27 protein-coding genes are annotated in these 26,599 nt (G+C 59.6%); 20 read left to right on the top strand and 7 right to left on the bottom strand.

Annotation, left to right across the window (positions count from 1 at the left end):
• Positions 1–41: 41 nt before the first annotated feature.
• The 3 genes from pgsA to ABOK31_RS04180 are packed head-to-tail and all read left to right on the top strand — an operon-like array spanning position 42 to position 1,358.
• Positions 42–629 (top strand): CDP-diacylglycerol--glycerol-3-phosphate 3-phosphatidyltransferase, encoded by a 588-nt coding sequence (pgsA, locus tag ABOK31_RS04190; RefSeq protein WP_015339389.1) that lies wholly within the window; start codon positions 42–44, stop codon positions 627–629.
• Positions 629–883: a molybdopterin converting factor subunit 1 gene (moaD, locus tag ABOK31_RS04185; RefSeq protein WP_113347477.1), complete on the top strand. Its 255-nt coding sequence runs from the start codon at positions 629–631 to the stop codon at positions 881–883. The genes pgsA and moaD overlap by 1 nt, the downstream gene beginning before the upstream one ends.
• Before the next feature lie 4 nt (positions 884–887).
• Entirely contained in the window at positions 888–1,358 is a 471-nt protein-coding gene (locus ABOK31_RS04180) for a molybdenum cofactor biosynthesis protein MoaE (RefSeq protein WP_349957861.1), read from the top strand.
• Positions 1,359–1,361: 3 nt separating this feature from the next.
• Here ABOK31_RS04180 and ABOK31_RS04175 read toward each other — a convergent pair whose 3' ends face one another.
• Complete coding sequence (locus tag ABOK31_RS04175; protein ID WP_174174208.1) at positions 1,362–2,258, bottom strand: branched-chain amino acid ABC transporter permease; 897 nt, start codon at positions 2,256–2,258, stop codon at positions 1,362–1,364.
• Between the two features lie 66 nt (positions 2,259–2,324).
• Between ABOK31_RS04175 and ABOK31_RS04170 the strand changes: the two genes are divergently transcribed.
• Both ABOK31_RS04170 and ABOK31_RS04165 read left to right on the top strand, forming a co-directional pair.
• Positions 2,325–2,873: a CGNR zinc finger domain-containing protein gene (locus tag ABOK31_RS04170; protein WP_349957860.1), complete on the top strand. Its 549-nt coding sequence runs from the start codon at positions 2,325–2,327 to the stop codon at positions 2,871–2,873.
• Entirely contained in the window at positions 2,870–3,391 is a 522-nt protein-coding gene (locus ABOK31_RS04165) for a hypothetical protein (RefSeq protein ID WP_174174206.1), read from the top strand. Before ABOK31_RS04170 ends, ABOK31_RS04165 begins: the two co-directional genes overlap by 4 nt.
• A 73-nt stretch (positions 3,392–3,464) precedes the next feature.
• Here the strand turns inward: ABOK31_RS04165 and ndk are convergent, their stop codons facing one another.
• The gene (gene ndk / locus ABOK31_RS04160) at positions 3,465–3,887 is read right to left on the bottom strand and encodes a nucleoside-diphosphate kinase (RefSeq protein ID WP_174174205.1); all 423 of its coding nucleotides are present in this window, start codon (positions 3,885–3,887) and stop codon (positions 3,465–3,467) included.
• A 192-nt stretch (positions 3,888–4,079) separates the two neighbouring features.
• Here ndk and ABOK31_RS04155 point away from each other — a divergent pair, with 192 nt between their 5' ends.
• The 6 genes from ABOK31_RS04155 (at position 4,080) to ABOK31_RS04130 (ending at position 11,614) form a co-directional block, all read left to right on the top strand.
• Positions 4,080–4,595 carry a DinB family protein gene (locus tag ABOK31_RS04155; protein WP_349957859.1) on the top strand — a complete coding sequence of 172 codons (516 nt, stop codon included), beginning with the start codon at positions 4,080–4,082 and terminating at the stop codon, positions 4,593–4,595.
• Positions 4,596–4,745: 150 nt separating this feature from the next.
• On the top strand, positions 4,746–5,231 hold the full coding sequence (locus ABOK31_RS04150) for a hypothetical protein (protein ID WP_349957858.1): 486 nt from the start codon (positions 4,746–4,748) through the stop codon (positions 5,229–5,231).
• 64 nt (positions 5,232–5,295) lie between these two features.
• The gene (locus ABOK31_RS04145; protein WP_349957857.1) at positions 5,296–7,185 is read left to right on the top strand and encodes an ABC-F family ATP-binding cassette domain-containing protein; all 1,890 of its coding nucleotides are present in this window, start codon (positions 5,296–5,298) and stop codon (positions 7,183–7,185) included.
• Positions 7,186–7,290: 105 nt separating this feature from the next.
• Positions 7,291–8,184: a polysaccharide deacetylase family protein gene (locus tag ABOK31_RS04140; protein WP_174174201.1), complete on the top strand. Its 894-nt coding sequence runs from the start codon at positions 7,291–7,293 to the stop codon at positions 8,182–8,184.
• A 117-nt stretch (positions 8,185–8,301) separates the two neighbouring features.
• Positions 8,302–10,362, top strand: coding sequence for a prolyl oligopeptidase family serine peptidase (locus ABOK31_RS04135; RefSeq protein ID WP_349957856.1), 2,061 nt, complete (start codon positions 8,302–8,304; stop codon positions 10,360–10,362).
• A 142-nt stretch (positions 10,363–10,504) separates the two neighbouring features.
• Positions 10,505–11,614, top strand: a complete 1,110-nt coding sequence (locus ABOK31_RS04130) for a TRAP transporter substrate-binding protein (RefSeq protein WP_174174199.1) — start codon at positions 10,505–10,507, stop codon at positions 11,612–11,614.
• Between the two features lie 95 nt (positions 11,615–11,709).
• On the opposite strand, the gene ABOK31_RS04125 is transcribed toward ABOK31_RS04130, so the two are convergent.
• Entirely contained in the window at positions 11,710–13,479 is a 1,770-nt protein-coding gene (locus ABOK31_RS04125) for a TRAP transporter large permease subunit (RefSeq protein WP_349957855.1), read from the bottom strand.
• Positions 13,479–14,054 carry a TRAP transporter small permease subunit gene (locus tag ABOK31_RS04120; RefSeq protein ID WP_349958853.1) on the bottom strand — a complete coding sequence of 192 codons (576 nt, stop codon included), beginning with the start codon at positions 14,052–14,054 and terminating at the stop codon, positions 13,479–13,481. The genes ABOK31_RS04125 and ABOK31_RS04120 overlap by 1 nt, the downstream gene beginning before the upstream one ends.
• A 228-nt stretch (positions 14,055–14,282) precedes the next feature.
• On the opposite strand from ABOK31_RS04120, the gene ABOK31_RS04115 reads away from it, so the two are divergent.
• Both ABOK31_RS04115 and ABOK31_RS04110 read left to right on the top strand, forming a co-directional pair.
• Positions 14,283–15,206, top strand: coding sequence for a Gfo/Idh/MocA family oxidoreductase (locus ABOK31_RS04115; RefSeq protein WP_349957854.1), 924 nt, complete (start codon positions 14,283–14,285; stop codon positions 15,204–15,206).
• 75 nt (positions 15,207–15,281) lie between these two features.
• Complete coding sequence (locus ABOK31_RS04110) at positions 15,282–15,827, top strand: GrpB family protein (protein WP_174174195.1); 546 nt, start codon at positions 15,282–15,284, stop codon at positions 15,825–15,827.
• Between the two features lie 27 nt (positions 15,828–15,854).
• On the opposite strand, the gene ABOK31_RS04105 is transcribed toward ABOK31_RS04110, so the two are convergent.
• Positions 15,855–16,304 carry a DNA polymerase III subunit chi gene (locus tag ABOK31_RS04105; RefSeq protein ID WP_349957853.1) on the bottom strand — a complete coding sequence of 150 codons (450 nt, stop codon included), beginning with the start codon at positions 16,302–16,304 and terminating at the stop codon, positions 15,855–15,857.
• 32 nt (positions 16,305–16,336) lie between these two features.
• Positions 16,337–17,833, bottom strand: a complete 1,497-nt coding sequence (locus ABOK31_RS04100) for a leucyl aminopeptidase (RefSeq protein WP_349957852.1) — start codon at positions 17,831–17,833, stop codon at positions 16,337–16,339.
• A gap of 201 nt (positions 17,834–18,034) precedes the next feature.
• Between ABOK31_RS04100 and ABOK31_RS04095 the strand changes: the two genes are divergently transcribed.
• The 4 genes from ABOK31_RS04095 (at position 18,035) to ABOK31_RS04080 (ending at position 23,586) form a co-directional block, all read left to right on the top strand.
• On the top strand, positions 18,035–18,817 hold the full coding sequence (locus ABOK31_RS04095; protein ID WP_349957851.1) for a phosphatase PAP2 family protein: 783 nt from the start codon (positions 18,035–18,037) through the stop codon (positions 18,815–18,817).
• 102 nt (positions 18,818–18,919) lie between these two features.
• Positions 18,920–20,098, top strand: coding sequence for an LPS export ABC transporter permease LptF (gene lptF / locus ABOK31_RS04090; RefSeq protein WP_349957850.1), 1,179 nt, complete (start codon positions 18,920–18,922; stop codon positions 20,096–20,098).
• Positions 20,095–21,180: an LPS export ABC transporter permease LptG gene (gene lptG, locus ABOK31_RS04085; protein WP_174174190.1), complete on the top strand. Its 1,086-nt coding sequence runs from the start codon at positions 20,095–20,097 to the stop codon at positions 21,178–21,180. Before lptF ends, lptG begins: the two co-directional genes overlap by 4 nt.
• Positions 21,181–23,586, top strand: a complete 2,406-nt coding sequence (locus ABOK31_RS04080; protein ID WP_349957849.1) for an LPS-assembly protein LptD — start codon at positions 21,181–21,183, stop codon at positions 23,584–23,586.
• Here ABOK31_RS04080 and ABOK31_RS04075 read toward each other — a convergent pair.
• Positions 23,568–23,813: a hypothetical protein gene (locus ABOK31_RS04075; protein WP_349957848.1), complete on the bottom strand. Its 246-nt coding sequence runs from the start codon at positions 23,811–23,813 to the stop codon at positions 23,568–23,570. The genes ABOK31_RS04080 and ABOK31_RS04075 overlap by 19 nt on opposite strands.
• Positions 23,814–23,851: 38 nt before the next feature.
• On the opposite strand from ABOK31_RS04075, the gene ABOK31_RS04070 reads away from it, so the two are divergent.
• From ABOK31_RS04070 to rsmA, 3 genes are read left to right on the top strand one after another with little or no spacing between them, the layout of a single operon-like run.
• Entirely contained in the window at positions 23,852–24,739 is an 888-nt protein-coding gene (locus ABOK31_RS04070; RefSeq protein ID WP_349958851.1) for a peptidylprolyl isomerase, read from the top strand.
• 6 nt (positions 24,740–24,745) lie between these two features.
• The gene (pdxA, locus tag ABOK31_RS04065; RefSeq protein WP_349957847.1) at positions 24,746–25,771 is read left to right on the top strand and encodes a 4-hydroxythreonine-4-phosphate dehydrogenase PdxA; all 1,026 of its coding nucleotides are present in this window, start codon (positions 24,746–24,748) and stop codon (positions 25,769–25,771) included.
• Positions 25,771–26,598, top strand: a complete 828-nt coding sequence (rsmA, locus tag ABOK31_RS04060) for a 16S rRNA (adenine(1518)-N(6)/adenine(1519)-N(6))-dimethyltransferase RsmA (RefSeq protein WP_349957846.1) — start codon at positions 25,771–25,773, stop codon at positions 26,596–26,598. Before pdxA ends, rsmA begins: the two co-directional genes overlap by 1 nt.
• Position 26,599: the final 1 nt, after the last annotated feature.

The raw sequence follows: 26,599 nt of genomic DNA, 5'->3' as shown, positions 1-26,599 counted from the left end.
CCATCCGGCCTGGTCGAGACAACAGAAACGAAACGATTTCCATGGCGTCGCGCGCTTACAGCATCCCCAATCTGCTCACCTACGGCCGCATTCTCTGCGTACCCCTGATCGTTCTTTGCTTCTTCATCGAAGGCAAGCTGGAAGGTTCTGATTTCGCGCGCTGGGTCGCGCTCTGGATCTTCGTCATTGCCTCGATCACCGACTTCCTTGACGGCTATCTTGCGCGCATCTGGAACCAGACCTCGAATATCGGCCGCATGCTCGATCCGATCGCCGACAAGCTGCTGGTCTCCGCGATCCTGCTTCTGGTCGCAGCCGACGGCACCATTGCGGGCTGGTCGCTCTGGGCCGCAATCATCATCCTCTGCCGCGAAATCCTCGTCTCTGGCCTGCGCGAATATCTGGCGGCACTGAAGGTCAGCGTTCCGGTGACGCGCATCGCGAAATGGAAGACGACCGCTCAGCTCGTGGCGATCGCCTTCCTGCTGGCTGGGCCGGCGGGCGACAAGGTGCTACCCTACACGACTGAGATAGGCATAGTCCTGCTCTGGGTCGCAGCGCTTTTGACCATCTACACCGGCTATGATTATTTCCGGGCCGGGCTGAAGCATGTCGTGGATGAGGAATGATGACGAAGCTCGTCTATTTCGCCTGGGTGCGTGAGCGGATCGGCAAAACGGAAGAGGAGATTTCCCTTCCGGCCGAAGTCGTCACCGTCGGCGATCTCCTGAGTCATTTGAAGGGCTTGGGAGAAGAATACGAGGCGGCGCTTCAATTTCCCAACGCGATCCGCGTCGCCATCAACATGGAGCACGCCGAACACGACGAGCCGATCGCCGGAGCGCGGGAGATCGGGCTCTTCCCGCCGATGACAGGGGGCTAAGCCGATGGCTATGCAGCCGGTAGTCCGAGTCCAGCGCGAGGATTTCGAGCTTCAGGCGGAGATCGACCGGCTGACGGACGGGCGGCGCGACATCGGTGCGGTCGTTACGTTCTCCGGTCTTTGCCGTGACGAAGGCGGCACTTTGGGTGCACTTGAACTTGAGCACTATCCCGGCATGGCGGAAGCGGAGATCGCCCGCATCGCCAATCTTGCCATCGAGCGTTTCGAACTTCTCGGCCTGACCGCCATCCATCGCTATGGCAAGATTATCCCCGGCGAGAACATCGTGCTCGTCATTGCCGCCGCCTCGCATCGACAAGCGGCCTTCGATGGCGCCAATTTCGTTATGGATTTCCTGAAGACATCCGCGCCCTTCTGGAAGAAGGAGCATGGCAAGAACGGCGAAGAAGGTGGCTGGGTCTCGGCTAAGGATGCCGACGATGCGGCGCGGGCCAAATGGGCGGGCGAGACATAGGTTTCAAGGCACGACGCGCTCGCGCCGGCTGAACACCAGCAGCAGCACCAGCAGCGAGAAGATGACGAAGTCGCGCCACAGGAACGGGCCATAGGCACCCCACATGGTCTCGGTGAGGCCGAGAAGTGCCGCCCCGCCTGCCGATTTCAGCGGATCGGAATAGCCGCCGACCGCCGCGATCATCAGCACTTTAAGCCCGAACATCAGCCCCGCCCCGAAATCCATCGTTCCATAGTAGGAAGTAGCCAGCAGGCCACAGATGGTTGCGACCACCGCAGAGGCGACGTACGCGAGTAGGAAAACACGATTGGCGCTAGCGCCGCATAGTTCAGCGGCGAGAGCATCGTCGGTGACCGCCCGCCATATGCGGCCCCATCCCGTGCACTTCAAGACATAGGCACCCATAAGGATGACGAGGATCATCAGCGCGGTGTTGAGCAGCTGGATTTCGGTGAGCGTCACGCGGAAATCGCCGCTATCCCAGAAGACGACGGCCTCGTTCAGGAAGGGCGGTAGCCAGATGCCGCGCGTATTCGAGGCCAGCCGCGCGGTTTCCATTAGGATGATCATCATGCCGAGCGCCGCGACGATGACGGTATTCGGCGATTTTCGCGACAGCGGCAGCATGATCGCGCGACCAACCAGAAAGCTGGTGCCGATCGTATAGCCGACGGCGATGATGGCGCCGAAGGCGAAGGCGGCCGGCAGGACCAGATACATCTTGGTGTAACCGACATCGGTGAACAGCACGAGCATCTGGCCGGCGAAGGCGAAGAGCGCGCCATAGGTGATATCGGCCCGCTTCATGACCCCGAATGCAATGGAATAGCCGAAGGCAAGCGTCGCATAGAGCGCCGCCAGCGGGACGGCATTCGCCAATTGCTGCAGAAGATAGGCCATTCACTCCTCCGAAGGACGAATAAATAGTAACTGGCAAAATGAATTTTACCAGTTATAATTTTCACCATGAGCTTCACTTGGACCCCACATCGCTTCTCCGGCGGCGCGCTTGCGCTCGATGTCGCCAACAGCGTGATCCTGCGCCATGACGACGAGCGCCGCATCGACCGTTTCGAAGCGACGGGACAGATGGACAGCTTTCCAAAGGCGGCCATCAATTTCTGCGCAGAGCGCGTGCTCTTCGGCGATATCCTGCCGGTCCGGCGCGAAAACCGTGCCGATTTCATCTCATTGCGTGAGATGATCGATCGTTATTTCCGGGCGCGCGTTCTGGACGAGGCCGCCGATCTGCTGCTAGCGGATCTGCTTGCGGCTTTGGCGAGGGTTCTGAAACAAGCCCCATCCGATGGGCTCGATGCCGCGACCGTCCATTCGACGCTGCGCCTCATCGCCATGCCCGATCCGGAACGAATGAAAATATGCCGCAACTGCGGCTGGCTCTTTATCGACCGCAGCAAGAACAAAAGCCGTGCCTGGTGTGACATGGCGGTCTGCGGCAACCGTGCCAAGGCCAGCCGGCACTACCGGCGCAAGAAGGAGGAGACTGCGCCATGACAATAAGAAGGATTTTGCTGACAACGATAGGTGCCGGGATTATCGCCGGCCTCGCGCTGGCCGGCTGCCAGAGGAAAGACGATGAAGGTCCGACCCAGCTCACCGGTCGCCTCTTCGTCTTCAACTATCGCGTGGCGAGCGCGAGCTATATGATTACGCTCAAGAAGATCGCCCCGATCCCTGAGGGGACGACAGCCGTTGCGGAGTTTGAAAACCCTGCCGGCGGCAATCCCCTTGTCGTCAACCAAAAGATCTATACATTCTGGGACAAGATCACGCTGGAGAGCCCGGATCTGCGCTGCGTCCGCAAGGACCGTCCCTATTCCGTCTCGATCAAGCTGGTCGATGCCAGCGACAAAACGATCCAGACCATCAAGACCGAGGTCAAATCCGATCTCGACCAGACCGTGCTCCCCACGAAGCCACTCGTCGTCGGTCCCGCCTACACGGCCAATCCGGATATTTTCAAAGGGGACGGCAGCGTCGATTACGGGAAGGATATGGCCTGCCCGGCATGAAAAAAGCCGGGATGCGATCCCGGCTTTTATTGAGTCATTTCAAATCGTTCAGCGCTGAAGCTGAAAGGCCGATTCAGCCGACGATTTCGGTTTCTGCGAACCAGTAGGCGATTTCGACGGCAGCCGTTTCCGGAGCATCCGAGCCGTGAACGGAGTTTTCGCCGATCGACAGGGCGAAGGTCTTGCGGATCGTGCCTTCGTCAGCGTTGGCCGGGTTGGTTGCACCCATGATTTCGCGGTTCTTCAGGATGGCGCCTTCGCCTTCCAGGACCTGAACGATGGTCGGGCCGGAGGTCATGCCTTCGACGAGTTCGCCGAAGAACGGACGTTCCTTGTGAACGGCGTAGAAGCCTTCGGCTTCGCGCTTGCTCATCCAGACGCGCTTGGAGGCGATGACACGTAGGCCGTTGTCCTCAAAAACCTTGGTGATGGCGCCGGTCAGGTTGCGCTTCGTCGCATCCGGCTTGATCATCGAAAAAGTACGTTCAATCGCCATGGGTCCATTCCTTGTAATCAGAGAAAAGTGGGCGGTCTTTACCTGCCCCAAAGCCCGAAAACAAGGGGGATCGCCCAATTTCACGCTGCTGTCACAGTCCGTGCGGCCGATTCGCGATCCGCTGGGGCGGTGAAGCGGCTATCCATCGCCGAACTTCACGATACCATCATCATCACCATGGAGGAGACGCATATGCTCAGACATTTCAGAATGCTTGCCGACTACAATCACTGGGCCAACGCTCAGGTCTATAATGCCGCGGCGGATCTCAGCGACGCGGAATTTCACGAGGATCGCGGCGCCTTCTTCGGTTCGCTCCATGGAACGCTGAACCATCTGGTGGTGACGGATCGGCTGTGGATGCACCGATTCAACGGCACGGGCGAGGCTCCAGCCGCGCTGGGCGTCGTTCTGCACGACGATCTCGCAGGGCTTCGTATGGCCCGCGAGGCCGAGGATCGGCGGATCATGGATTGGATCGAGACGCTCGATGACGCTGCCCTTGCCACCGACGTCACCTATACGTCCGTTCTCCGGCCAGGTGCGATCACCCACCCTCTGCATCTGGCGGTCGCGCATATGTTCAACCATCACACTCATCACCGCGGCCAATGCCACATGATACTGACGTCGATGGGCAAGCCGTCTCTGGTGCTCGATCTCCTGCATTTCCTGCGCGGCGAAGGGCAGCACTGGATGTCAACATGAAGCCAACCGATATTGATCGGCTTCGCTCAAGCGTTGAGCGCATGCCTCATTTTGTTGCGCAAGCACGCGCATAGACCGTTTTGTTCATGTTCCCTTAACCTGCCAGCCTGCAGATTGATAAGATATATCAGCTCACGGTCAGAAGCAGGCATGAAGAACTCGCAGACAAGCGTTTCGGCATATTCCATCGATGACGATGAAACGGAAACCGAGCTTGAGGTCATCGGTCGCTTCATGACGCGACTGAAGATCAAGAACCTGCCGCGCAACTATCAACTATTTTACGAAGCACTCTACGGCGAAGACCGCTGTCTTGCCGAAGAGATCGAGGCGCTCGGTCCCCTTCCCTCGCAGAGCGGGCTCGATGAGATCGGGCTGAAGCATCGCCTGGTCAGCCACTGCGGCCTGGTGGCGCGCAAATCGGAAAGCGATGCGGCCGAAATGCTGCGGGAAGTGGCAGATCAGCTCGCCAAGGGGCTGAAGAAGAAGCAGCGATTTAGCCGTGAGACCGAAACGGCAGCCAATGCCAATTCCGCCCTCGACAGCCTCAATGCCTCGCTCAGCAACCTCATGCTCTATGAAACGGAGCTGACCGAGCGGCTGCGCAACTGCGCCAACCTCTCGAAGTCCTCGTAAAGCGCGGACGCCTAAGCGCCCTCGCACTCTTGCCTTCGGCGCCGAGTTCGGCCAAAACCGCGCCATGATTTCGATTTCAGACCTCTCCGCCCGCATTGCCGGCCGCCTTCTCATCGACCATGCCAACGTGACGCTTCCGGCGGGCACGAAGGCCGGCCTCGTCGGCAAGAACGGCGCCGGCAAATCGACGCTGTTCCGGATCATCACCGGCGATTTTGCCGCCGAGAGCGGCTCGGTCTCGATCCCGCGCAATGCCCGCATCGGCCAGGTCGCGCAGGAAGCGCCCGGCACCGAGGAGCCGCTGATCGATATCGTCCTGGCAGCAGACAAGGAACGCTCCGCACTGCTTGTGGAAGCCGAGACCGCGACTGATCCGCATCGCATCGCCGATATCCAGACGCGTCTAGCCGATATCGACGCACATTCAGCCGAAGCGCGTGCCGCCAGCATCCTTGCCGGCCTCGGCTTCGACCACGAGGCGCAGAAGCGCCCGGCCTCCTCCTTCTCCGGCGGCTGGCGCATGCGCGTTGCGCTTGCGGCGGTGCTGTTTTCCGAGCCGGATCTGCTGCTGCTCGACGAACCGACGAACTATCTCGACCTCGAAGGCACCTTGTGGCTGGAGGATTACATCCGCCGCTACCCGCACACGGTCATTATCATCTCGCACGACCGCGATCTTTTGAATACGGCGGTCAATTCCATCGTGCATCTCGACCAGAAGAAGCTCACCTTCTATCGCGGCTCCTACGATCAGTTCGAGCGGCAGAAGGCCGAAGCCGACGAGCTGCAGATGAAGGCGAAAGCGAAGAACGATGCGGCGCGCAAGCACCTGCAAAGCTTTATCGACCGCTTCAAGGCCAAGGCCTCGAAAGCCCGGCAGGCGCAGTCGCGCATCAAGGCTCTGGAGCGCATGGGCACGGTCGCGGCCGTCATCGAAGACCATGTCATGGGCTTCAGCTTTCCCGAGCCCGAAAAGCAGCCCGCCTCGCCCATCATCGCGATCAGCGGCGGCGCCGTCGGCTACGAGCCAGGCAAACCGATCCTCAAGCGCCTCAATCTGCGCATCGATGCCGATGACCGCATTGCCCTGCTCGGCTCGAACGGCAACGGCAAATCGACCTTCGCGAAATTCATCTCCGGCCGGCTCGGCGCCGAGAGCGGCGATGTCAGGCTGGCGCCGAACCTGAAGATCGGCTTCTTCGCTCAGCACCAGCTCGACGATCTCATTCCGAACCAGACGGCCGTCGAACATGTGCGCCGCCGCATGCCCGAAACGCCGGAAGCCAAGGTGCGCGCCCGCGTCGCGCAGATGGGTCTGGCGACGGAAAAGATGGACACGCAGGTCAAGGATCTCTCCGGCGGCGAAAAGGCGCGGCTGCTGATGGGTCTTGCCGCCTTCGACGCGCCGAACCTTCTGATCCTCGACGAACCGACCAACCATCTCGATATCGACAGCCGCAATGCGCTGATCCAGGCGCTGAACGATTATTCCGGCGCCGTCATCCTCATCTCGCACGATCGCCATCTGATCGAGGCCACAGTCGACCGGCTCTGGCTGGTGCGCGATGGCACCGTCTCCACCTTCGACGGCGATCTCGAAGAATACCGCAGCCTCGTCGTCGCCAGCCCGAAGACCAAGGACGGCAAGGCGGCGGCAAACGGTGGTGACGATTCCGTTTCCAAGGCCGACCAGCGCAAGCTCAATGCCGATCGGCGCGCATCGCTCGCACCGCTCAAGAAGAAGATCAACGAAATCGAATCCTTGACCGGCAAGCTTGAGAAACTGATTCAGGCGCTTGATGCAGAACTTGCGGATCCCGCCCTCTACGAAAAGGCGCCGGCAAAGGCGGCGGAGAAGGCAAAGCAGCGTGCGGATGCCGCCGAGAAGCTTGCGGCCGCCGAGGAGCAGTGGCTCGAACTGTCATCGGAATATGAAAGCGGCATGGCCGGCTGAAACCTGACGGCTCGTTAAGGAATTCGCCGCCGATCCTAACCGATCATTAACCATAACTGCAGAAAATGCGCTCAACTTTCATAGACATATTGTTGAGCGATTCTGATGAACTACCGTGTTTTGCTGGCTGGCCTTGCCGTGTCCCTGGCTCTCGGAGGATGCGCCACGAAACCGACCAATGACGCATCGCTCAAGACCGGCTATGCCGCCGAAGAGCCGCGTCACAAGCCGCTGAAGGCCAACGACCCCGTCGAGATGGAGCCGAAGAAGTGGCTCGTCGCCGATCTGGAAACCCGCGACGACCTGGCGGGCATGAACGGCCCGCACAATCTCGCCGGCCGGACGCTGGAAGTCGCCTCGCTCAAGGACATCCGGCTCGCCGACAAGGAAGTCATCCTCACTTTCGACGACGGCCCTGCCCCGGGCAAGACGGAACGCATTCTCGCCACGCTCGACAAGTTCGGCGTCAAGGCCGCCTTCATGATGGTCGGCGAAATGGCACAGGCTCATCCGGCGACGGCGCGCGAAGTTCTCGCCCATGGCGATGCGATCGGCAGCCATACATTCCGCCATCCCGATCTGGACAAGATGACCTTCGATGCGGCGATGACCGAGATCGCCCGCGGCAAGGATGCCGTCACCAAGGCGATCGGCACGGATGTTCCCTTCTTCCGCTTCCCCTATCTTGCCGACTCCAAACGCCTGCGCGCAGCCATCGCCTCCCGCGACATGATCGTCATGGATGTCGATATCGACAGCAAGGATTACTTCACTTCGACGCCCGCCTCGGTGGTCGATCGCACCATGAAACAACTCCATCAGCGCGGCCGCGGCATCGTTCTGATGCACGACATCCACCAGCGTACGGTCAGGATGCTGCCCACTCTTCTGAGCCGCCTGGAGAAAGAGGGCTACAAGGTCGTCACGCTGAAATACAAGCGCGAGTCCGCTCCGGCGACCAATCTGGTCGCACAGGCCGATACCAAAATGGTGCGCTGAGGCGGTCAATACCGAAAAATCCATGGACAATAAGGGCGCGGATGCACGGTTGCTTCCGCGCCCTTATTTTGGTTTGCTGATGCCTCACCACCATCAGCAATAGAATCCGGAGCCGCCATGCACCTCCACCTTGAACGCGACGACGATCCGCAAACCCTGCAATTCGTCGCCAAAATGGATGCGGACTCCGAGCGGCTGCTGAAGACGCCGGAATTCGAGGCGGATCGCATCGCGATCAAGGAAATGATCGAGCGAGAGGACCGGCTGATCACCACCACCCGGCGCGGCAACTGGCTGTTCGATTTTCATCGCAGTGCCGATCATCCGCTCGGCCGATGGTATCGGCTGCCAGCGGATCTTGCGCCCCTGCCCGATGCACCGTGGGAACCGATCTTCGATCTCGATGCCTTCTGTGCCCAGGAAGACAGGAAATGGCTCTGGCGCGGCGCGATCACCTGCCCCTGGGAGCCGACGCGGGTGCTGCTTTGCCTTTCCGACGGCGGCTCCGATCCCATCCGGCTATTGGAATTCGACTGTGAGACAAAAGGCATCGTCCAGGGCGGCTTCGATACGCCGGCGGTTCGCAGCCATGCGACCTGGCTCAGCCGCGACGAAATCGCCTATTTCGGCTCGATCGACCGCGAATCCTCGACGCGGTCCGGTTGGCCGCGCGTCGGCCGTCGCCTGAAACGCGGCCAGTCACCGGCGGATGCTCCCGTCCTCTATGCCGCCGAAGACAGCGACATCTATGGCTCCTGTTCGATCTTCGACCCACAGCTTGCCGGTCTTGCAGGGGAAGGTGAGGCCCGGCCGATCCGGATCTTCAGCGCGGGTCATGAAATCGGCAGCGCCAGTCACTTCATCGAGGATCGGGACGGTTCGCTGCGACAGATCGATTTGCCTGATGATATCGAATTCGGATTCAACCATTCCCATCTCGTCTGGCTTGCCAAGACCGACGAACGCATCCCCGCCGGCAGCCTGGCCTTGCAGCCCCTGCCGCGAGAGCCGGGGACATCTGGCGCCGATGCGAGACGCATCCTGTTTTCGCCCAATGAGCGGCAATCGGTTTCGCAATTCCTGCTGATGCGCGAATGGTGCGTCTTCATCGTGTCGGACAACATGCGGCCACATCTCTTCGTCCTTGATCTGGCCAAGGCCGATGCCGAAATCCGCGAAATCGCGCTGCCTGAGGATGTTCAGACGGCGTCGGTCGCACCGCTCTATTCCGATCTGCATCTCGGCGACGACACGCTCCAGGTCTATGGCGCAGGCTTTCTGCAGCCACCCTCCTCCTACCAGCTGGATCTTAGCGATCGCCGGACATCCCTTGAACTCAAGCACATTGCTAGTTCGCCGACCTACTTCGACAGCGAAGGCATGACCTCCATCCTGCTGGAAGCCATCTCCGAGGACGGTACGAAGGTGCCCTATCATGTCGTCCTGCCGAAAGTCTGGACCAAGGGTGAACTGCCTGTCCTGATGTATGGTTACGGTGGCTTCGACGTCGCGCTCGGCCCCTATTATTCCGGCGTCATCGGCCGCTGGCTCGAACAGGGCAACGCCTATGTGATGGCCTATATTCGCGGTGGCGGCGAGTTCGGACCGAACTGGCACCGCAGCGCCAAGAACCACGGCCGTCACAGGGCTTTTGCGGACTTTGCCGCCGTCGCCCGCGATCTGGTCGCACGCGGCTACACCAAACCATCCCGCATCGCCGGCAACGGCGGCAGCAATGGCGGTTTGCTGACCGGCGTCATGACGACGCGCTACCCGCAGGATTTCGGCGCGATCTGGTGCCAGGTGCCGGTGCTGGACATGACCCGCTTCCATGTCTTCCCGGCCGGGAAAGCCTGGATCGACGAATATGGCGATCCCGATGATCCGGCCGACCTTGAATATCTGCAGTCCTATTCACCCCTGCACAATGTCAAGGCCGCCTCCGAGATCACCTATCCGTCGATCTACATCGAAAGCTCGAGCAATGACGACCGGGTCCACCCCTCGCATGCCCGGCGTTTTGCCGCTCAATTGGAAGAACTCGGCCATCACCCGCTGTTCCACGAATTCGGCTCGGGTGGCCATGGCGGTGACGGCGCGTCCACGGAACGCGCGACGCGTACGGCGCTGGGCTACAGCTTCCTGCGGGAAACGATCGTGAAAGGCAAAAACCTCTAGGCCCACCTTCCGGTTCCGAGCAAAAATCAATGGTTGCACTCGCTTCCGATACGCTTGAAACGCGTCGAGGGGCATGGTTAGCTGCAGCCGTGATCACGAAGAGCGGGCGAGCCCGCCCGCTCGTATCCGGGGGGAGTAATAGATGGATCGTCGTTCATTTCTGCGGAAAGCAGGCGTCGCCGGCGCCGGCTCGGTTGCGGCTGCTGCAACCCTTGCCGCTCCGGCTATTGCGCAGAGCAATCCGAAGATCAACTGGCGCCTGACGTCGTCGTTTCCGAAGTCGCTCGATACGATCTATGGCGGCGGCGAAGTGTTGTCGAAATACGTGTCGGAAGCCACCGACGGCAATTTCAACATTCAGGTCTTTGCGGCCGGCGAAATCGTGCCGGGCCTGCAGGCGGCTGACGCAACTTCGGCTGGAACGGTCGAGGCCTGCCATTCCGTCGCCTATTATTATTGGGGCAAGGATCCGGTCTGGGCCCTGGGTGCTGCCGTTCCTTTCGCGCTCAACGCTCGCGGCATGAATGCCTGGCAATATCACGGCGGCGGCATCGACATGTTCAACGAATTTCTGGCGACGCAGGGGCTGATCGGCTTCCCGGCCGGTAATACCGGCGTGCAGATGGGCGGCTGGTTCCGCAAGGAAATCAACACGGTTGCCGATCTCAAGGGCCTGAAGATGCGCATCGGCGGCTTTGCCGGCAAGGTGGTCGAACGCCTCGGCGTCGTGCCGCAGCAGATCGCCGGCGGCGACATCTATCCGGCGCTCGAGAAAGGCACGATCGATGCGGCCGAATGGGTCGGCCCCTATGACGACGAGAAGCTCGGCTTCTACAAGGTTGCGCCCTACTATTACTATCCCGGCTGGTGGGAAGGCGGCCCGACGGTGCATGTCATGTTCAACAAGGCGGCCTATGACGGCCTGCCGAAGGCTTACCAATCGCTGCTGCGCACGGCCGCCCAGGCGACGGACGCCAACATGCTGCAGAAATACGATTACCTGAACCCGGCCGCCATCAAACGGGTCGTGGCCGAAGGTGCGAAGCTCAGGCCCTTCAGCACCGAGATCATGAATGCCTGCTTCGACAAGGCCAACGAGGTCTATGCCGAGATGGAAGCCAACAACCCGACCTTCAAGAAGATCTGGGAATCGATCAAAGGCTTCCGTGGCCAGCACTACCTCTATACCCAGGTCGCCGAATACAGCTACGACGTCTACATGATGACGCTGCAGCGCTCAGGAAAGATCTGATCGGCCAGCATATCGGAAAGAGAAAACCCCGGAGCGGTGCTCCGGGGTTTTTCGTTGTGTCCGATCGAAAAGCTGGCCGATGCAGACCACGCGTATCAATTGAACGACGGAGGCTGGCTGAGATCGTTGGCCGGTGGTTTCGGCTGATCGCTGCCGCCCTGTCCGGCCGGCTTGTCGTCCAGCGGGCTTCCCCCGGGAAGCTGCAGGCCCGGCAGGCCGAGGCCGCCGCCATTGTCCTGACCGGGCGCGCCGAAACCGGGAACCTCGATCTTGATCGTGTTGGGATCGACGCCCGCACCCTCTCCCTTGTAGTGCATGACCATCTGCGGGAACATGATCGTCAGCGCCACCATCAGGACCTGAATGCCGACAAAAGGCACCGAGCCCCAATAGATCTGCCCGGTTGTGACAGGCGCGATCTGCTTGCCTGTCACCTTGTCGAGATAGGGCACGCGTGCCGCCACCGAGCGGAGATAGAACAGCGCGAAACCGAAAGGCGGGTGCATGAAGCTCGTCTGCATGTTGACGCCGAGCAGCACGCCGAACCAGATGAGGTCGATGCCGAGCTTGTCGGCCGCAGGTGCAAGCAACGGCACGATGATGAAGGCAAGCTCGAAGAAATCGAGGAAGAAGGCCAGGAAGAAGACGAGCGCGTTGACGGCGATCAGGAAGCCGACTTCGCCTCCGGGCAGCGACACCAGCAGATGCTCGACCCAGACATGGCCGTTGACGCCATAGAAGGTCAGCGAAAAGACGCGCGAGCCGATAAGGATGAACAGCACGAAGGCCGAAAGCCGCGTAGTGGACGTCAATGCCGAGCGGATGACCTCCATGTTCAGCCTGCCTTTGGCGGCCGCCATTATGAGCGCGCCCACCGCGCCCATCGCGCCGCCCTCGGTCGGCGTTGCAATGCCGAGGAAGATCGTGCCGAGCACGAGGAAGATCAGTGCCAGCGGCGGAATGAGGACGATGATGACCTGCTGCGCCAGCCGGGACATGACGTTGAGCTTCATCCCCTTGTCGAGCACGGCAATCGCGTAGATGAAGGCGACGCCGACGGTTGCGCCGAGAATGTCGGCATTTTCGCCGTAGGCAGGCGTCAGATAGACGTGTGCGGCATAGGCCACGCCAGCGCAGATCAGCAGGGCGACGAGCAAAGAGGTAACGCCGGAGCCGAGCGAGCGGGCCTCCTTCGGCAATGCCGGCATGGAGTTCGGCTTCACGATCGACATGATCAATACATAGAGCATGTAGAGACCCGTCAGCACGAGGCCGGGAATGAGCGCGCCGGCATACATATCGCCGACCGAACGGCCGAGCTGGTCGGCCAGCACGATCAGGACCAGCGACGGCGGAATGATCTGCGCCAGCGTGCCGGAAGCGGCGATGACACCGGAGGCAACGCGCCGGTCATAGCCATAACGCAGCATGATCGGCAGCGAGATCAGCCCCATAGCAATGACCGAGGCCGCGACGACGCCGGTGGTGGCGGCCAGCAGCGCCCCGACGAAAATCACCGCATAGGCGAGACCGCCGCGGATCGGCCCGAACAGCTGGCCGATCGTGTCGAGCAGATCTTCGGCCATGCCGGATCGCTCCAGCACGATACCCATGAAGGTGAAGAACGGGATCGCCAGCAGCGTATCGTTCGACATCACGCCCCAGAACCGATCCGGCAGCGCGTTGAGAAGCGGCCAGGAGAGGTTGATGGTACCGCCCGAATAGGGCGCGAGCTCGACGCCGATCCAGAAGAACAGCAGCCCGTTCGCCGCAAGCGCGAAGGCGACGGGATAGCCTATGAGCAGGAAAATGATCAGCGAGGCGAACATGATCGGCGCCATGTTCACGGCGATGAATTCGAGCATCAGTGTGCCTCCCCTGCCGGTGTTTCGACATCGAGGGGCGCATGAGTCGGCATATAGGGGGTCGGATCGTCCATATCGCCGCGCATGACGGCGATCTTCTTGATAATCTCCGAGATCCCCTGCAGTGCCAGCAGGAAGAAGCCCGCCAGCAGCAACGCCTTGCCTGGCCAGATGATCAGGCCGCCGGCGCTGGAAGACACCTCTCCTGACAGGAAGGAGGTGCGGACATAGGGCACGAGGTCATAGACCATCAGGAGCACGAAGGGCATCAGGAACAGGCAGTGGCCGAGCAGATCGATCCAGTGCTGCACCCGGCGCGGCAGCGAGCCATAAATGATATCGATGCGGATATGCTCGTTCTGCCGGAGGGTATAAGCGGCGGCGAGCATGAAGGCTGCGCCGAACAGATACCATTGCGCTTCCAGCCACGCATTGGACGAAGTGTTGAAGACCTTACGGACGATGGCGTTTCCGGCGCTGACCAAGACAGCGACCAGAATGAGCCATGAGACTGATTTTCCAATGATCTCAGCCACATAGTCAACGATTCGGCTGAAGCCGAGCAATGCTTTCATGATTTCCCCCCGCAGCGATTCTTCCCGGATCTTTTGCCTGCGCAGAGGAAGAGTGCCGATTTCAGGCTGTGAATCAAGAGCCGGCACTCGTTTTCCAAGCATGATGACGCTTGGGCATAATGGTCCAACATTGGACCCAGCACCTACCTTTGCGATTTGCCGCCCCTTGCCCGAATGTGGCATTCTGTTAAAGATCGCATCAATAATCATACTAATCGAGAGACACCCATGTCCCCCATCAACCTCGCCATCGTCGGCGTCGGCAAGATCGTCCGCGATCAGCACCTTCCATCCATCGCGAACAATCCGGATTTCAAACTGATCGCAACGGCAAGCCGCCATGGTACTGTCGAAGGCATCCCCGCCTTCACGACCATCGAAGCCATGCTCGATGCCGTGCCGGAGATCGACGCCGTTTCTCTCTGCATGCCGCCGCAATATCGCTACGAAGCGGCCTACAAGGCTCTGTCGGCCGGCAAGCATGTTTTCCTGGAAAAGCCGCCGGGCGCGACGCTGAGCGAAATCGTCGACCTCGAAAACCTGGCAAAAGCCAAGGGCGTTTCGCTTTTTGCAAGCTGGCATTCGCGCTATGCGCCGGCGGTGGAGGCTGCAAAAGCTTTCCTCGCCAGCACCAATATCCGCAGCGCCCACGTCATCTGGAAGGAAGATGTCCGCCACTGGCATCCGAACCAGGAATGGATCTGGCAGGCCGGCGGCCTCGGCGTCTTCGATCCCGGCATCAATGCGCTATCGATCGTCACCCACATCCTGCCGCCGCTCTTCCTGACCGGCGCGACGCTGGAATTCCCGGAAAACCGCGATTCCCCGATCGCCGCCGATCTCCACTTCAAGAGCGGAACCGGGCTTCCCGTCCATGCCGAATTCGACTGGCGCCAGACCGGCAAGCAGAGCTGGGACATCGTCGCCGAGACGGATGCCGGCCAGATGGTTCTCATCGAAGGCGGCTCCAAGCTTTCCGTCAATGGAGAGCTGAAATTCTCGGCACCTGAGGCCGAATATCCCTCGCTCTATCGCCGTTTTGCCGAGATCGTCAAAGCTGGCACGTCCGATGTCGACGTTTCGCCACTGCGCCACGTCGCCGACGCCTTCATGCTCGGCAAGCGCAAATTCGTCGAAGCATTTTACGATTGATAGGTCTTTCCCGGTGAAGACAATGCCGCCCGCGACGTGCTAGCGTAGCGCATCGTCTTCACTGGAGAGATGCCTATGGCATCGGAGCATGAACAATCTTTCGGGCTCGGCGTCGGCAACAAGTCCGTCAAGCTCGCCGACCCGAACCAGAGCTGGCACGAGGCCTACCTGCTGGAAGAATCCGCCATTCGCAAGGCTCTCGGCGACCTTGCCGTGGACGTCCAGCATTTCGGCAGCACCTCCATTCCGGAGATCAAGGCCAAGCCGATCATCGATATCGCCGTCGGCGTGCGGCACTTCGAGGACGGTCTTGCCTGCGTCGAGCCGATGGCCTCTATCGGCTATGTCTATGCCGGCAGCAATATCGTTCCGGACGACCATATTTTCGGCCGCGATATCCAAGGCGATACCCGCACGCACCTCGTGCATGTGGTCGAATATGGTGGCCCGACCTGGCGCAACTTCCTCATCTTTCGCGACCGATTGCGCAGGGAGCCGGATCTCGCACACGCCTACGAAGCGCTGAAGATCGAACTCGCGGCGAAATATGCCAATGATCGCGCGTCCTATACGGCGGCGAAGAAGGAATTCATCCAGAAGATCCTGGCGGAAGGCGCATAAAGCCACTCCTCGCGAAGCGGGGAAAGGTCAGGCCTTCTTCTCCCAGCGGCCATCCTGCGTCTGCTGCCAATAGGTGAGGTTATGCCCCTCGCCTTTCAGGCGCTTCCATTGAGTGCGCGCTCTTTCCAGCTGCTCCTGATCGTAGCCGTCGAACATCAGCACGACGCGCTGATAGGCTTCGACATCCGTCGCTTCGGCGCCGTCGATGAAGAAACGCACGGTGGCATTATTCATATTGTCAGGCGAAATCGTCAGCAGCACGGGTTGGCGACTTGCCATCTCGTCTTCATCGGTACCATGCGGCAGAAAGCTATCCTCGCGATAGGTCCAGAGATGACCATCGAGGAGATCGCGCCGTGCAGGCTCACGCATCTGCACGGCGACCTGCCAGCCGCGCTCAACACTCTTGTCGATCAGCGGCGGCAGGGCGTCTTCGAGCTTCGATTCCGTCAGGTGATAGAAGAGAACATCTGTCATGGCGCTCCTTCTATCTCACAAAGCAAGGCTGGTCACGATTCGTAATTGGCGCGGACCAGCTCATCGAGCAAGCGCACGCCGAAACCGGAACCCCAGGACTGGTTGATCTCGTCCTGAATCGAGCCCATCGCCGTACCGGCGATATCGAGATGCGCCCAGGGCGTGTCGCTGACGAAGCGCTTGAGGAACTGGGCAGCGGTGATCGAGCCGGCATGGCGTCCGCCGGTATTTTTCATATCCGCGAACTTGCTGTCGATCATCTTGTCGTAGTCCTTGCCGAGCGGCATGCGCCACAGGCGCTCGTCGGTCGTAAGACCTGCCACCGTCAGCTCGCCCGCCAGCTTGTCGTCGTTGCAGAAGAGACCGGCCTGCAGATTGCCGAGCGCCACGAGGATCGCGCCGGTCAGTGTCGCCAGATTGATCATGAACTGCGGCTTGAAGCGGTCGTTCGTATACCAGAGCGCATCGCAGAGGACGAGCCGGCCCTCGGCATCGGTGTTGATGATCTCGATCGTCTGGCCGGACATGGAGGTGACGATATCGCCCGGACGCTGCGCGTTGCCGTCGGGCATGTTTTCCACAAGACCGATAACGCCGATGGCGTTGACCTTCGCTTCACGCGCGGCAAGTGTATGCATGAGGCCGGTGACGGCTGCCGCGCCGCCCATGTCACCCTTCATCTCCTCCATGCCGGCAGCCGGCTTGATGGAAATGCCGCCGGTGTCGAAGACGACACCCTTGCCGATGAAGGCGACCGGCTTGTCCTTCGCCTTGCCGCCCTTCCATTGCATGACCACAAGCCGCGGCGGCCGGGCCGAACCTTGCGCGACGCCGAGCAGGGCAGCCATGCCTAGCCGGCGCATCTCGCGCTCCGTCAGAATCTCGATCTCAACGCCGAGCTTTTCCAATTCCTTGGCTTTAGCTGCAAATTCCACGGGGCCAAGAACGTTCGGCGGCTCGTTGACGAGATCGCGCGCGAGAATCACGCCGCCGGCCACGGCTTCGGAAGTCGCATAAAGCTTCTTGGCGGCTACCGCTTCCTGGGTAACGATCGTCACCTTCACCGCCTTGCGAGAGGCACCCTTCTCGTCCTCATCGCCCTTCTTCGTCTTATAGGTATCGAAGCTGTAGGCGCGCAGAAGCATGCCCAAGGCAAAATCGGCCGCTTCCTTAGGCCCGACTTCGACGTTGGGCGCATCAAGGAAGATCGCAACCTTCTCCGTGTTGCGGATTTTTGCAGCTGCGCTGCCGCCAAGCTTCAGCCAGTCGTGCGCGGTCAGACCCTTGGCCTTGCCAGCACCGATAACGATGATCCGGTCGACGGGCGACGCTTCGGGCGCGATGATATCCAGACTGCTCAGCACTTTGCTCTTGAAGCCGGATACGGGTGCCGCCTTGGCGAAAACATTCGCCGGATCGGCGCTCTCGGCACCAGCCGGCAGCTCACTGTCCGTACCTTTCAGGAGAATGGCCAGACCGCCGCTGAGACGAACCGACTTGGCGAAGGAAATCTCGAATTTCACAGACATTTCTGCTCCGATAAATATGCGTCGTAGTGAGAGAATTTTACACAACCATCATTCAAGGTCTCGCTACGGAATACAAGCTTTTGGCGCGGCATTCCCTCTATAAGCCGGCCGGCGGCTTCAAATCCCTGTCATTTAGCGTGGCTAGACTGCACGGGATGGTGCTTTAGCCGCCATAGGCACAATTCTTGTCGGAAAGCCGCCTTGATCATAGATTTCAACAGCCTCAATCGCGAAGATCGTTTTCCGGAGATTTTGCGGCCACGTACGGCAGGTGATGCCTTCATCGCCCTCTTCTGTCTCTGGTGGGCTCTACTGGGTCTGTTTTCACTTTTTCCACAGATCGATCTCGGCGTCGCCAATATGTTCTTCCAACCGCAGCAATGCCTCGGAAGCACCAAGCCCGATCAGATCTGTGGCATTTTCCCTTATAGCGGCGATCAGCACATGCGCCTGCTGAGGGAAATATTCTTTCAGCTCCCCTACATCGTCGCCTTCCTGCTGCTCTGGATGCTTCTCAGATGCTGGCAGGATCACGGCGCAACCTTCAATGCGCTCAGAGCCCGCAATCTCAAGGTCGCGCTTGGCTCGTTACTCCTAGGACCGGTGTTGATCGTCAATCTGTGGCTGAAAGCCTTCTCCGGGCGGCCACGCCCGCGACAGACCGATCTCTTCGGCGGAGCGTTCGATTTCGTGCATGCAGGGTCTTTCGCCGGCAAATGTGTCAGCAATTGCTCGTTCATCTCCGGCGAAGCGGCAGCGGCGGGCTGGCTATTTTGTCTGATCCTCATCATTCCGCAGCCGTTCCGATCGGCGGCCGCCCTGCCGACCGCAGCAGTTTCGCTGCTGATTCCAGCACTTAGAGTCGCCTTTGGCGGACACTATCTCTCCGACGCCGTCCTCGGCTGGCTCTCCTCGCTTGTGATCTTCGCCGCCCTGCTGGCTTTATCTCAAACGACACACGACAGAAGAATCTCGGAAAATTAACGATTTTTTTTCGAGTTGGTTGTCGCCAAAAAAACGTAAACAGCGTAGAGGAGGGTGAATCTCTGTCGGCTTGCTCGGCAGCTGTTGCGTTTAAGGGCCGGCATGAAGTTATTCGAGACATATATCGTACGGCGTGTCGGTATGATGTTCCTGGTAGCGCTGCTGCCGGTGCTCGCCATTATCTGGACCACGCAGGTCCTGCAACGCATCAATCTCGTGACGGATAGCGGCCAGTCGATGGGTTCGTTCGCAAAGCTCGCGACGCTCATCCTGCCGACGATCATTCCGATCGTTCTGCCCTTCGCACTCGTCATCGGCATCACGCAGACGTTGACCGCGATGAACAGCGATTCCGAGCTGACCGTCATGGAGGCCGCCGGCGCGAAGCGCAGCATCATCATCCGCCCGATCATGATTCTCGCCATCGCGATCAGCGTATTTTCGTTCTTCGTCGATAACGTGGTAGAGCCCAGGGCCCGTGTCGCCGCCCGTCAGATGGTTGCCGAAGCCTATGCCGACCTTCTGTCCACGGTGATCGAAGAGAAGAATTTCCGGCGCATCGAAGACGGTCTCTACGTCCAGATTTCCCAGCGCCTGTCGGGGCGCATTCTCAAGGGGCTGTTCGTGGTCGATTCCCGCGACCCGGCCTTTGACCTCATTTATTATGCAAAGGAAGGCGCAGTCGATCCGAGCGGCACGTCGCTGCTGATGAAGGATGGCGAGGTTCACCGCAAGACGCCCGATGGCAGCGTCTCGGTCATCAAGTTCGATTCCTATTCCTTCGACCTGTCGGATATGACGCAAAGCCGTGGTCAGGCAAATGCGCGAGCCAGCGACCGCAGCCTTGGCTTCCTGTTCAATCCGGACACGAACGATCCGGACTACAAGCAAAGACCTGGCGACTACCGCGCCGAATTGCATCGCCGCCTCAACGACTGGGCGCTGCCGGCAATCTTTGCGCTGATATCGCTTGTCATCGCCGGCGATGCGCGGTCGCATCGCGAGGCGCGGCTGCATCCAATGGTATCGGCGCTAACCTTGTCCTTTGCTCTTCGCTGGGCAGATTTCTACGCTGCCAACCAGATCGACAATTCGGCCAAATTCATCGGCGTTCTCTACGCGATCAATATCATCGCGACGCTTATCGCGATCATCCTCTTGCTGCGGAATCGGAAGATGACGATGCCCGTCTCGATCCGCAACCGCCTCAGCAACTGGCGACAAAGAGTTCAGGACCGCATGCCGACCGCACCAGGCAGCTCGAACGGGGGCGGTGCATGATTTTCGGTACGCTCGGGCGCTACTTCTTCACGCGTTACATCGTGACGACGTTCTGGTTCTTCCTCGGCGTCATCTCGATCGTTTATCTCGTCGATTTCAGCGAGACCGCTGGACGGCTTGCCGGCTTGCCCGGATATACCGTCTCCATCGGCCTGCTGATGACGGCGGTCAGACTGCCGTTCATCCTGCAGCAGACAGTCCCGTTCATCGCGCTCTTCGTGGGCATGACGGTACTGATCGCGCTCAACCGCCGCCGCGAGCTGGTTATCGCGCGCGCGGCCGGCATCTCCGTCTGGCAGTTCATGATGCCCTTCATGATGGGTGCTTTCTGCGTCGGGCTTCTGACCATGCTCGCCCTCAATCCGGTAGCGGCTTGGGGCCAGCGACATGCAGAAGCGATCGAAGCTGATTTGCGCGGCGACCCGTCCTACCGCAATACACTTTCGATTCCGTGGCTGCGCCAGTCCAACGGAAAAGACGACACGATCATCGGTGCCAAGGCCATTCTGAACAACGGAACAACACTGACAGGCGTCGTGTTTATCCACTTCGATTCACAGGGAAATATCGTCCTGCGACAGGACGCGGACTCGGCAAAATTGGAAGATGGTTACTGGCTTCTTAACAATGTCGTCGAACGGCGACCGGGAGAAATTCCGGACCATAAGAGTTCGATACAAGTCCGTACGAATCTGAAACAGGATTTCGTCTCGCAACGTTTGGCTCAACCGGAAACCATTGCTTTTTATGATCTTTCTAATCGAATAAAGGCCGCACGCTCCTTCGGCATATCGACCAACGCACTTGAGACACAGTTTCATTCGCTTCTGTCACAGCCATTCCTTCTGGTGGCAATGACGCTGATTGCGGCAACTGTGTCCCTAAAATTCAGTAGATTCAATCAATCGCGCTCTGTGATTCTGGGTGGAATCCTCTCCGGCTTCGTGCTTTATGTTGTCACCGTGCTTGTAAAGGCATTCGGGAGCAGCGGAGTGGTTCCTCCCTATGTGGCGACATGGATACCCGTGATCGTCGCATTGGCATTCGGGGCAACGATCCTGCTTCATCAGGAGGACGGCTAAGTGGCGGCAGGCAACCGCAAGAGTATCAGAAAGTATGTGGCTGCCCTCGTTACGGGCACGGCCGCGTGTGCATATATTTTGAGTCCGGTCGTCGCTTACGCCCAGGCCAACAATAATAATGCCAACACCAACAACGGCGGCGCCGGCACTGCAACTTCTCCTATCAAGGTGAAGGTGCCGGAAGGCGCAAAGCTAGTCCTTTCGTCCAACGAACTGGTCTACAACAAGGATACGCAGATCGTCACCGCGAGCGGTGCGGTCCAGATCAACTATGGCGGCTACAGGATGGTCGCCCAGAAGGTCGAATATAATCAGAAGTCTGGGCGGATGACGGCTCTCGGCAATGTCGAGCTGATCACCCCGGATGGCAATCGCATGTACGGTGACAAAATGGACGTCACCGACAGCTTCTCCGACGGCTTCGTCAATGCCCTGCGCATCGAGATGCCTGACAATACCCGTATGGTCGCCGAAAAGGGCGAACGGGTCGGCGGCAATCAGCTGATCCTCACAAAAGGTGTCTATACCGCCTGCATGGCCTGTTCCGAGCAGGGCCGTGCGCCACTGTGGCAGGTCAAGGCCCAGCGTGTCGTTCAGAATGGTGTGACCCATACCATTCGTCTCGAGCATGCTCGCTTCGAGTTGTTCGGACAGCCAATCGCCTATGTTCCGTGGATCGAAGTTCCCGACAATACGGTCAAGCGCAAGTCGGGCTTCCTGTTCCCATCAGCGAGCGTTTCTCAGCGTCTCGGCGTCGGTGTAACGGTTCCTTATTATTACGTCATCTCGCCGAGCATGGATGCGACGGTCACCGCAACGGGCTACACGAATCAGGGCCTGTTGCTCCAGGGTGAATTCCGCCAGCGCTTCGAGAACGGTACCCACACCCTGCGTGTTGCCGGCATCAGCCAGATGGATCCGAGTGCCTTCACCGCCGGTACGACCGATGCCGAGCACAAAACTCGCGGCATGATCAGTTCCAAGGCGGATTTCAGGATCAATCCTCGCTGGACTTTCGGCTGGGATGTCATGGCGCAGAGCGATAATAACTTCTCGCGCACCTATGGCCTGGATGGTCTCAACCAGAGCACCCATACGAACCAAGCCTATTTGACAGGTATCGGAAAGCGCAATTTCTTCGATATGCGCGCCTTCTACTATAACGTGCAGGATACAGACAATAACGCCACGGCGCAGAAGCAGCAGGCGTACGTCTATCCGAGCGTCGACTATCACTACGTCGACCCGAAGTCGGTCTACGGAGGCGAGCTGTCGGCAACGATGAATTTCACGCACTTGTCGCGTGACAAGACATCCGTGCTCGACAATGTAGCAAGCCTTGGGGATAATCCGCTTGATCCTCAGCTGAATGACCGCTACCTCGGTCTTTCCGGAGATTATACGCGTCTGAGCACCGAGGTGCAGTGGCAGCGTACCTTCACCACGGATCAGGGCCTGGTGTTGACGCCGCTGGCAGCACTTCGCGGCGACGTCTATGGCCTGGACATGAACGGGCCTGCGGCCGGCACCTACTCGGGCAATTACGACTCGAGCGACTATGCCGCGCGTGGCATGGCGACCCTGGGTCTCGAGGCCAAGTATCCGTTCCTCATCACGACAAGCAACAGCACGCACGTGTTCGAGCCGATCGCGCAGATCTATGTGCGCCCGGACGAGCAGCTTGCCGGGCGGCTGCCGAACGAAGATGCGCAGAGCTTTGTCTTCGATGCGACCAACCTGTTTGATCGTGACAAGTTCTCGGGCTTCGACCGCGTCGAAGGCGGCACGCGTGCCAATGTCGGGTGGCGCTACACGGGTAGCTTCGACAATGGCTACAAGTTGCAGCACATTTTCGGCCAATCCTATCAGCTAGCCGGACGAAACTCGTTCGCATCGACTGATCTGGCTGGCGTAGGTTCGGATTCGGGACTTGAAACCACCCGTTCCGACTATGTCACCATGTTCGGCTTGACGACGCCGCAGGGCATTTCGCTGTCGCAATCCTACCGCTTCGATGAGAAGGATTTCGCCTTCCGTCGCGGCGATACGGCAGTCGGCTTCTCGAACGATGTGTTCCAGACATCCTTGATCTACACGCATATTGCTGCCCAGCCACAGTATGGCTTCACCAGCAACCAGGACGAAATCCAGACGCGTGCGCAGATCAAGTTCAAGGAATACTGGTCGGTCTTCGGCACGGTCAGCTACGACCTCAACAGCAATGATATCACCCGCCAGGGTGTCGGTCTCTCCTACGAGGACGAATGCACGATCTTCACCGTGTCATTCCTCGACAAGAAGGATACGACCGCCAGCTCGGCAAGCGACTGGACGATCGGCGCTCGCCTGACCTTCCGTACGCTTGGCGATGTCAACCTCGGCAGCGTTCAGGACGCAACGTTCTGATAGGGTTTGAAACTGCACGGAGCCGGCTTCATCGCCGGCTCTTTTGCGTTGATGCAGCTTGCTGCTGCCGGCGTCATTGTTTCGCCGCAAGGATTTTGCAATTCATCGCGCTTGATGTAGACATGTGGCGCAAAGTTGCCGTATTGCGCGATAGGCGTGCCAAAACGGCGCAATGCTGGCAGGAAATACCTTTGGGAAGGGGTAGTTGATGTTTTCTGGAAAGACACCGATGCGCGCTCTGCTGTTCGGAGCCGCGGCCTTGGTTATGGCGAGCTTCGCCGTACCGAGCAGCAATGTTGCTTTCGCAGCAAGCGAAGTGAAGGTCCTCGTCAATAGCCAGGTGATTACATCCGGTGATATTGCCAAGCGCGTCGCCTTCCTCAAATTGCAGCGCCAGAAAGGCGATCTGAACAAGCTCGCCAAGGATCAGCTTGTCGACGAAACGCTGAAGCGTGCCGAGATCTCTCGCTTGCGCATGTCCGTTTCGACGACAGACGTCGATGCCGCGTTCGGCCGTTTCGCCTCCAGCAACAAGATGACTCCGGCGCAGCTTAGCCAGATTCTCGAAAAGGCCGGCGTCGGCGTCGATCACTTCAAGTCCTATATCGCCGTTTCCATGAGCTGGCCGCGGGTTGTCAATGCGCGCTTCGGCGCAAAAAGCCGCATGTCGAACGACGATCTCGTGACGCGCATGACGGAAAACAAGACGAAGCCGGTCACGACGGAGTATTTCCTGAAGCAGATCATCTTCGTCGTCCCGACCGCTAAGCGAAACGCCATTCTGAACAAACGCAAGGCCGAGGCCGAAGCATCGCGCTCCAAATTCCCTGGCTGCGACCAGGCGAAGGTCTTTGCTGCAACCATGCATGACGTCTCCGTGCAGGACCTCGGCCGTGTGCTTGCACCGGAGGTTCCGGAAATGTGGAAGCCGCTGCTGGAAAAGGCTTCCGGCAACACGACCACTCCGATCGTGACCGATCGTGGCATCGAATACGTTGCCATTTGCTCACAGCGCCAGGTGAACGACGACGTCGCCGCGGCCGCCGTGTTCCGTGCCGAGGATCTCGGCAAGGACAAGGCTGAGGGTGTGAGCGCCAACGACAAGAAGTACATGGACGAATTGCGCTCCAAGGCGCAGATCGTCTATCGCTGATTGACGATGCCACCGCGCTCTTCCCTCCCTCTCGCGCTCACGCAGGGGGATCCGGCCGGCATTGGCCCTGATATCACGCTCGCCGCCTGGCTCCGCCGCGGCGAGCTGAATTTACCGCCCTTCCTGTTTCTTGGTGATGCCACCGTGCTTGCGGCACGGGCTTCTCAGCTCGGCCTGACCGTACCGCTTGCGACCGCCGATCCGGCGAATGCATGCAATATCTTTCCCGACGCGCTGCCGATCCTGCCGATCGAAGCTGGCATGGATGTGATCGCCGGCGAGCCGCATGTGGCGACCGCCAAGGGCACAATTTCCGCCATCGAAACGGCCGTTTCCCTTAGCATGAATGGCCGGACATCCGCAGTCGTCACCAACCCGATCGCCAAATCGGTGCTCTATGACGCCGGCTTCGGCTTTCCCGGCCATACGGAATTCCTGGCGGATCTTGCAACCCGCGCCACTGGAAAGCCGATCATGCCGGTCATGCTGCTTGCCGGTCCGAAGCTTCGTGCGATCCCAGTCACCATCCATATTCCGCTGAAAGATGTGCCTGAAGCGCTAACCTCCGATCTGATCGTCGAGACGTGCCGGATCACAGATCACGATCTGCGCAGCCGCTTCGGCATTTCCAAGCCCCGCCTTGCCGTTGCCGGCCTCAATCCACACGCCGGAGAGAATGGCGCACTCGGCAAGGAAGACGACGAAATCGTCCGGCCTGCGATTAATAGGCTCCGCTCCGAGGGCATCGATGCATTCGGCCCCCTGCCCGCCGACACCATGTTCCATGACGCAGCCCGCCGACGTTACGATGTGGCCATCTGCATGTATCACGATCAGGCTTTGATCCCCGCCAAGGCGCTCGGCTTCGACGATTCCGTCAATGTCACGCTCGGCTTACCTTTTGTACGCACCTCGCCGGATCACGGCACGGCATTCGGCATTGCCGGCAAGGGCATCGCCAAGGAAGACAGCCTTGTCGCCGCCCTCAAACTCGCGCATGAGATCAGCAGCAAGACCGGAAGCGATCGCTGATGGCTGCGCTGGATGGTTTGCCACCTCTTCGCGATGTGATCCAGCGTCATGGCCTCGACGCACGCAAGGCACTTGGCCAGAATTTTCTTCTCGACCTCAATCTCACGCAGAAGGTTGCAAGGACCGCCGGATCGCTTGAAGGCGTAACGGTCTTCGAAGTCGGTCCCGGACCGGGCGGCCTGACGCGCGCGATCCTGGCGCTCGGCGCGAAGAAGGTCGTTGCCGTGGAACGCGATGCGCGCTGCCTGCCGGCGCTGGCGGAAATCTCGGATCATTATCCCGGCCGGCTTGAGGTGATCGAAGGCGATGCGCTGAAGACGGACTTCGCGGCACTTGCACCCGATGGACCGGTCAAAATCATTGCCAACCTCCCCTACAATGTCGGGACGCAGCTGCTGGTCAACTGGCTGCTGCCGGCGAAATGGCCACCCTTCTGGCAATCACTGACCCTGATGTTCCAGAAGGAAGTCGGCCAGCGGATCGTCGCACAGGAAGATGACGATCATTATGGCCGGCTTGGTGTGCTCTGCGGCTGGCGGACCGAAGCCAACATGGCCTTCGACATATCTCCGCAGGCCTTCACGCCGCCGCCGAAGGTGACGTCGACGGTCGTGCATCTCACACCGAAGGAAAACCCCATTCCTTGCTCCATCGACAAGCTGGAGAAGGTGACGCAGGCCGCGTTCGGCCAGCGTCGGAAAATGCTGCGACAGAGTTTGAAGCCGATTGGCGGCGAAGCGCTGCTGCTGAAGGCCGACATCGATCCGCAGCGCCGCGCCGAAACTCTTTCGGTGGAAGAATTCTGCCGGTTGGCGAATTGCCTCTGAT

Origin of the sequence: Rhizobium sp. ZPR4 (genome assembly GCF_040215725.1) — a bacterium.
Taxonomy (GTDB): domain Bacteria; phylum Pseudomonadota; class Alphaproteobacteria; order Rhizobiales; family Rhizobiaceae; genus Rhizobium; species Rhizobium rhizogenes_D.
Note: the sequence above shows the minus strand (reverse complement) of the source record. Positions and strands in the feature narration are given on the sequence as shown.

Bases quoted from the DNA above. Each gene is read 5' to 3' on its own strand.
- pgsA (WP_015339389.1), top strand. From the start codon at position 42: ATGGCGTCGCGCGCTTACAGCATCCCCAATCTGCTCACCTACGGCCGC.
- moaD (WP_113347477.1), top strand. From the start codon at position 629: ATGACGAAGCTCGTCTATTTCGCCTGGGTGCGTGAGCGGATCGGCAAA.
- ABOK31_RS04180 (WP_349957861.1), top strand. From the start codon at position 888: ATGGCTATGCAGCCGGTAGTCCGAGTCCAGCGCGAGGATTTCGAGCTT.
- ABOK31_RS04175 (WP_174174208.1), bottom strand. From the start codon at position 2,258: ATGGCCTATCTTCTGCAGCAATTGGCGAATGCCGTCCCGCTGGCGGCG.
- ABOK31_RS04170 (WP_349957860.1), top strand. From the start codon at position 2,325: ATGAGCTTCACTTGGACCCCACATCGCTTCTCCGGCGGCGCGCTTGCG.
- ABOK31_RS04165 (WP_174174206.1), top strand. From the start codon at position 2,870: ATGACAATAAGAAGGATTTTGCTGACAACGATAGGTGCCGGGATTATC.
- ndk (WP_174174205.1), bottom strand. From the start codon at position 3,887: ATGGCGATTGAACGTACTTTTTCGATGATCAAGCCGGATGCGACGAAG.
- ABOK31_RS04155 (WP_349957859.1), top strand. From the start codon at position 4,080: ATGCTCAGACATTTCAGAATGCTTGCCGACTACAATCACTGGGCCAAC.
- ABOK31_RS04150 (WP_349957858.1), top strand. From the start codon at position 4,746: ATGAAGAACTCGCAGACAAGCGTTTCGGCATATTCCATCGATGACGAT.
- ABOK31_RS04145 (WP_349957857.1), top strand. From the start codon at position 5,296: ATGATTTCGATTTCAGACCTCTCCGCCCGCATTGCCGGCCGCCTTCTC.
- ABOK31_RS04140 (WP_174174201.1), top strand. From the start codon at position 7,291: ATGAACTACCGTGTTTTGCTGGCTGGCCTTGCCGTGTCCCTGGCTCTC.
- ABOK31_RS04135 (WP_349957856.1), top strand. From the start codon at position 8,302: ATGCACCTCCACCTTGAACGCGACGACGATCCGCAAACCCTGCAATTC.
- ABOK31_RS04130 (WP_174174199.1), top strand. From the start codon at position 10,505: ATGGATCGTCGTTCATTTCTGCGGAAAGCAGGCGTCGCCGGCGCCGGC.
- ABOK31_RS04125 (WP_349957855.1), bottom strand. From the start codon at position 13,479: ATGCTCGAATTCATCGCCGTGAACATGGCGCCGATCATGTTCGCCTCG.
- ABOK31_RS04120 (WP_349958853.1), bottom strand. From the start codon at position 14,054: ATGAAAGCATTGCTCGGCTTCAGCCGAATCGTTGACTATGTGGCTGAG.
- ABOK31_RS04115 (WP_349957854.1), top strand. From the start codon at position 14,283: ATGTCCCCCATCAACCTCGCCATCGTCGGCGTCGGCAAGATCGTCCGC.
- ABOK31_RS04110 (WP_174174195.1), top strand. From the start codon at position 15,282: ATGGCATCGGAGCATGAACAATCTTTCGGGCTCGGCGTCGGCAACAAG.
- ABOK31_RS04105 (WP_349957853.1), bottom strand. From the start codon at position 16,304: ATGACAGATGTTCTCTTCTATCACCTGACGGAATCGAAGCTCGAAGAC.
- ABOK31_RS04100 (WP_349957852.1), bottom strand. From the start codon at position 17,833: ATGTCTGTGAAATTCGAGATTTCCTTCGCCAAGTCGGTTCGTCTCAGC.
- lptF (WP_349957850.1), top strand. From the start codon at position 18,920: ATGAAGTTATTCGAGACATATATCGTACGGCGTGTCGGTATGATGTTC.
- lptG (WP_174174190.1), top strand. From the start codon at position 20,095: ATGATTTTCGGTACGCTCGGGCGCTACTTCTTCACGCGTTACATCGTG.
- ABOK31_RS04070 (WP_349958851.1), top strand. From the start codon at position 23,852: ATGGCGAGCTTCGCCGTACCGAGCAGCAATGTTGCTTTCGCAGCAAGC.
- pdxA (WP_349957847.1), top strand. From the start codon at position 24,746: ATGCCACCGCGCTCTTCCCTCCCTCTCGCGCTCACGCAGGGGGATCCG.
- rsmA (WP_349957846.1), top strand. From the start codon at position 25,771: ATGGCTGCGCTGGATGGTTTGCCACCTCTTCGCGATGTGATCCAGCGT.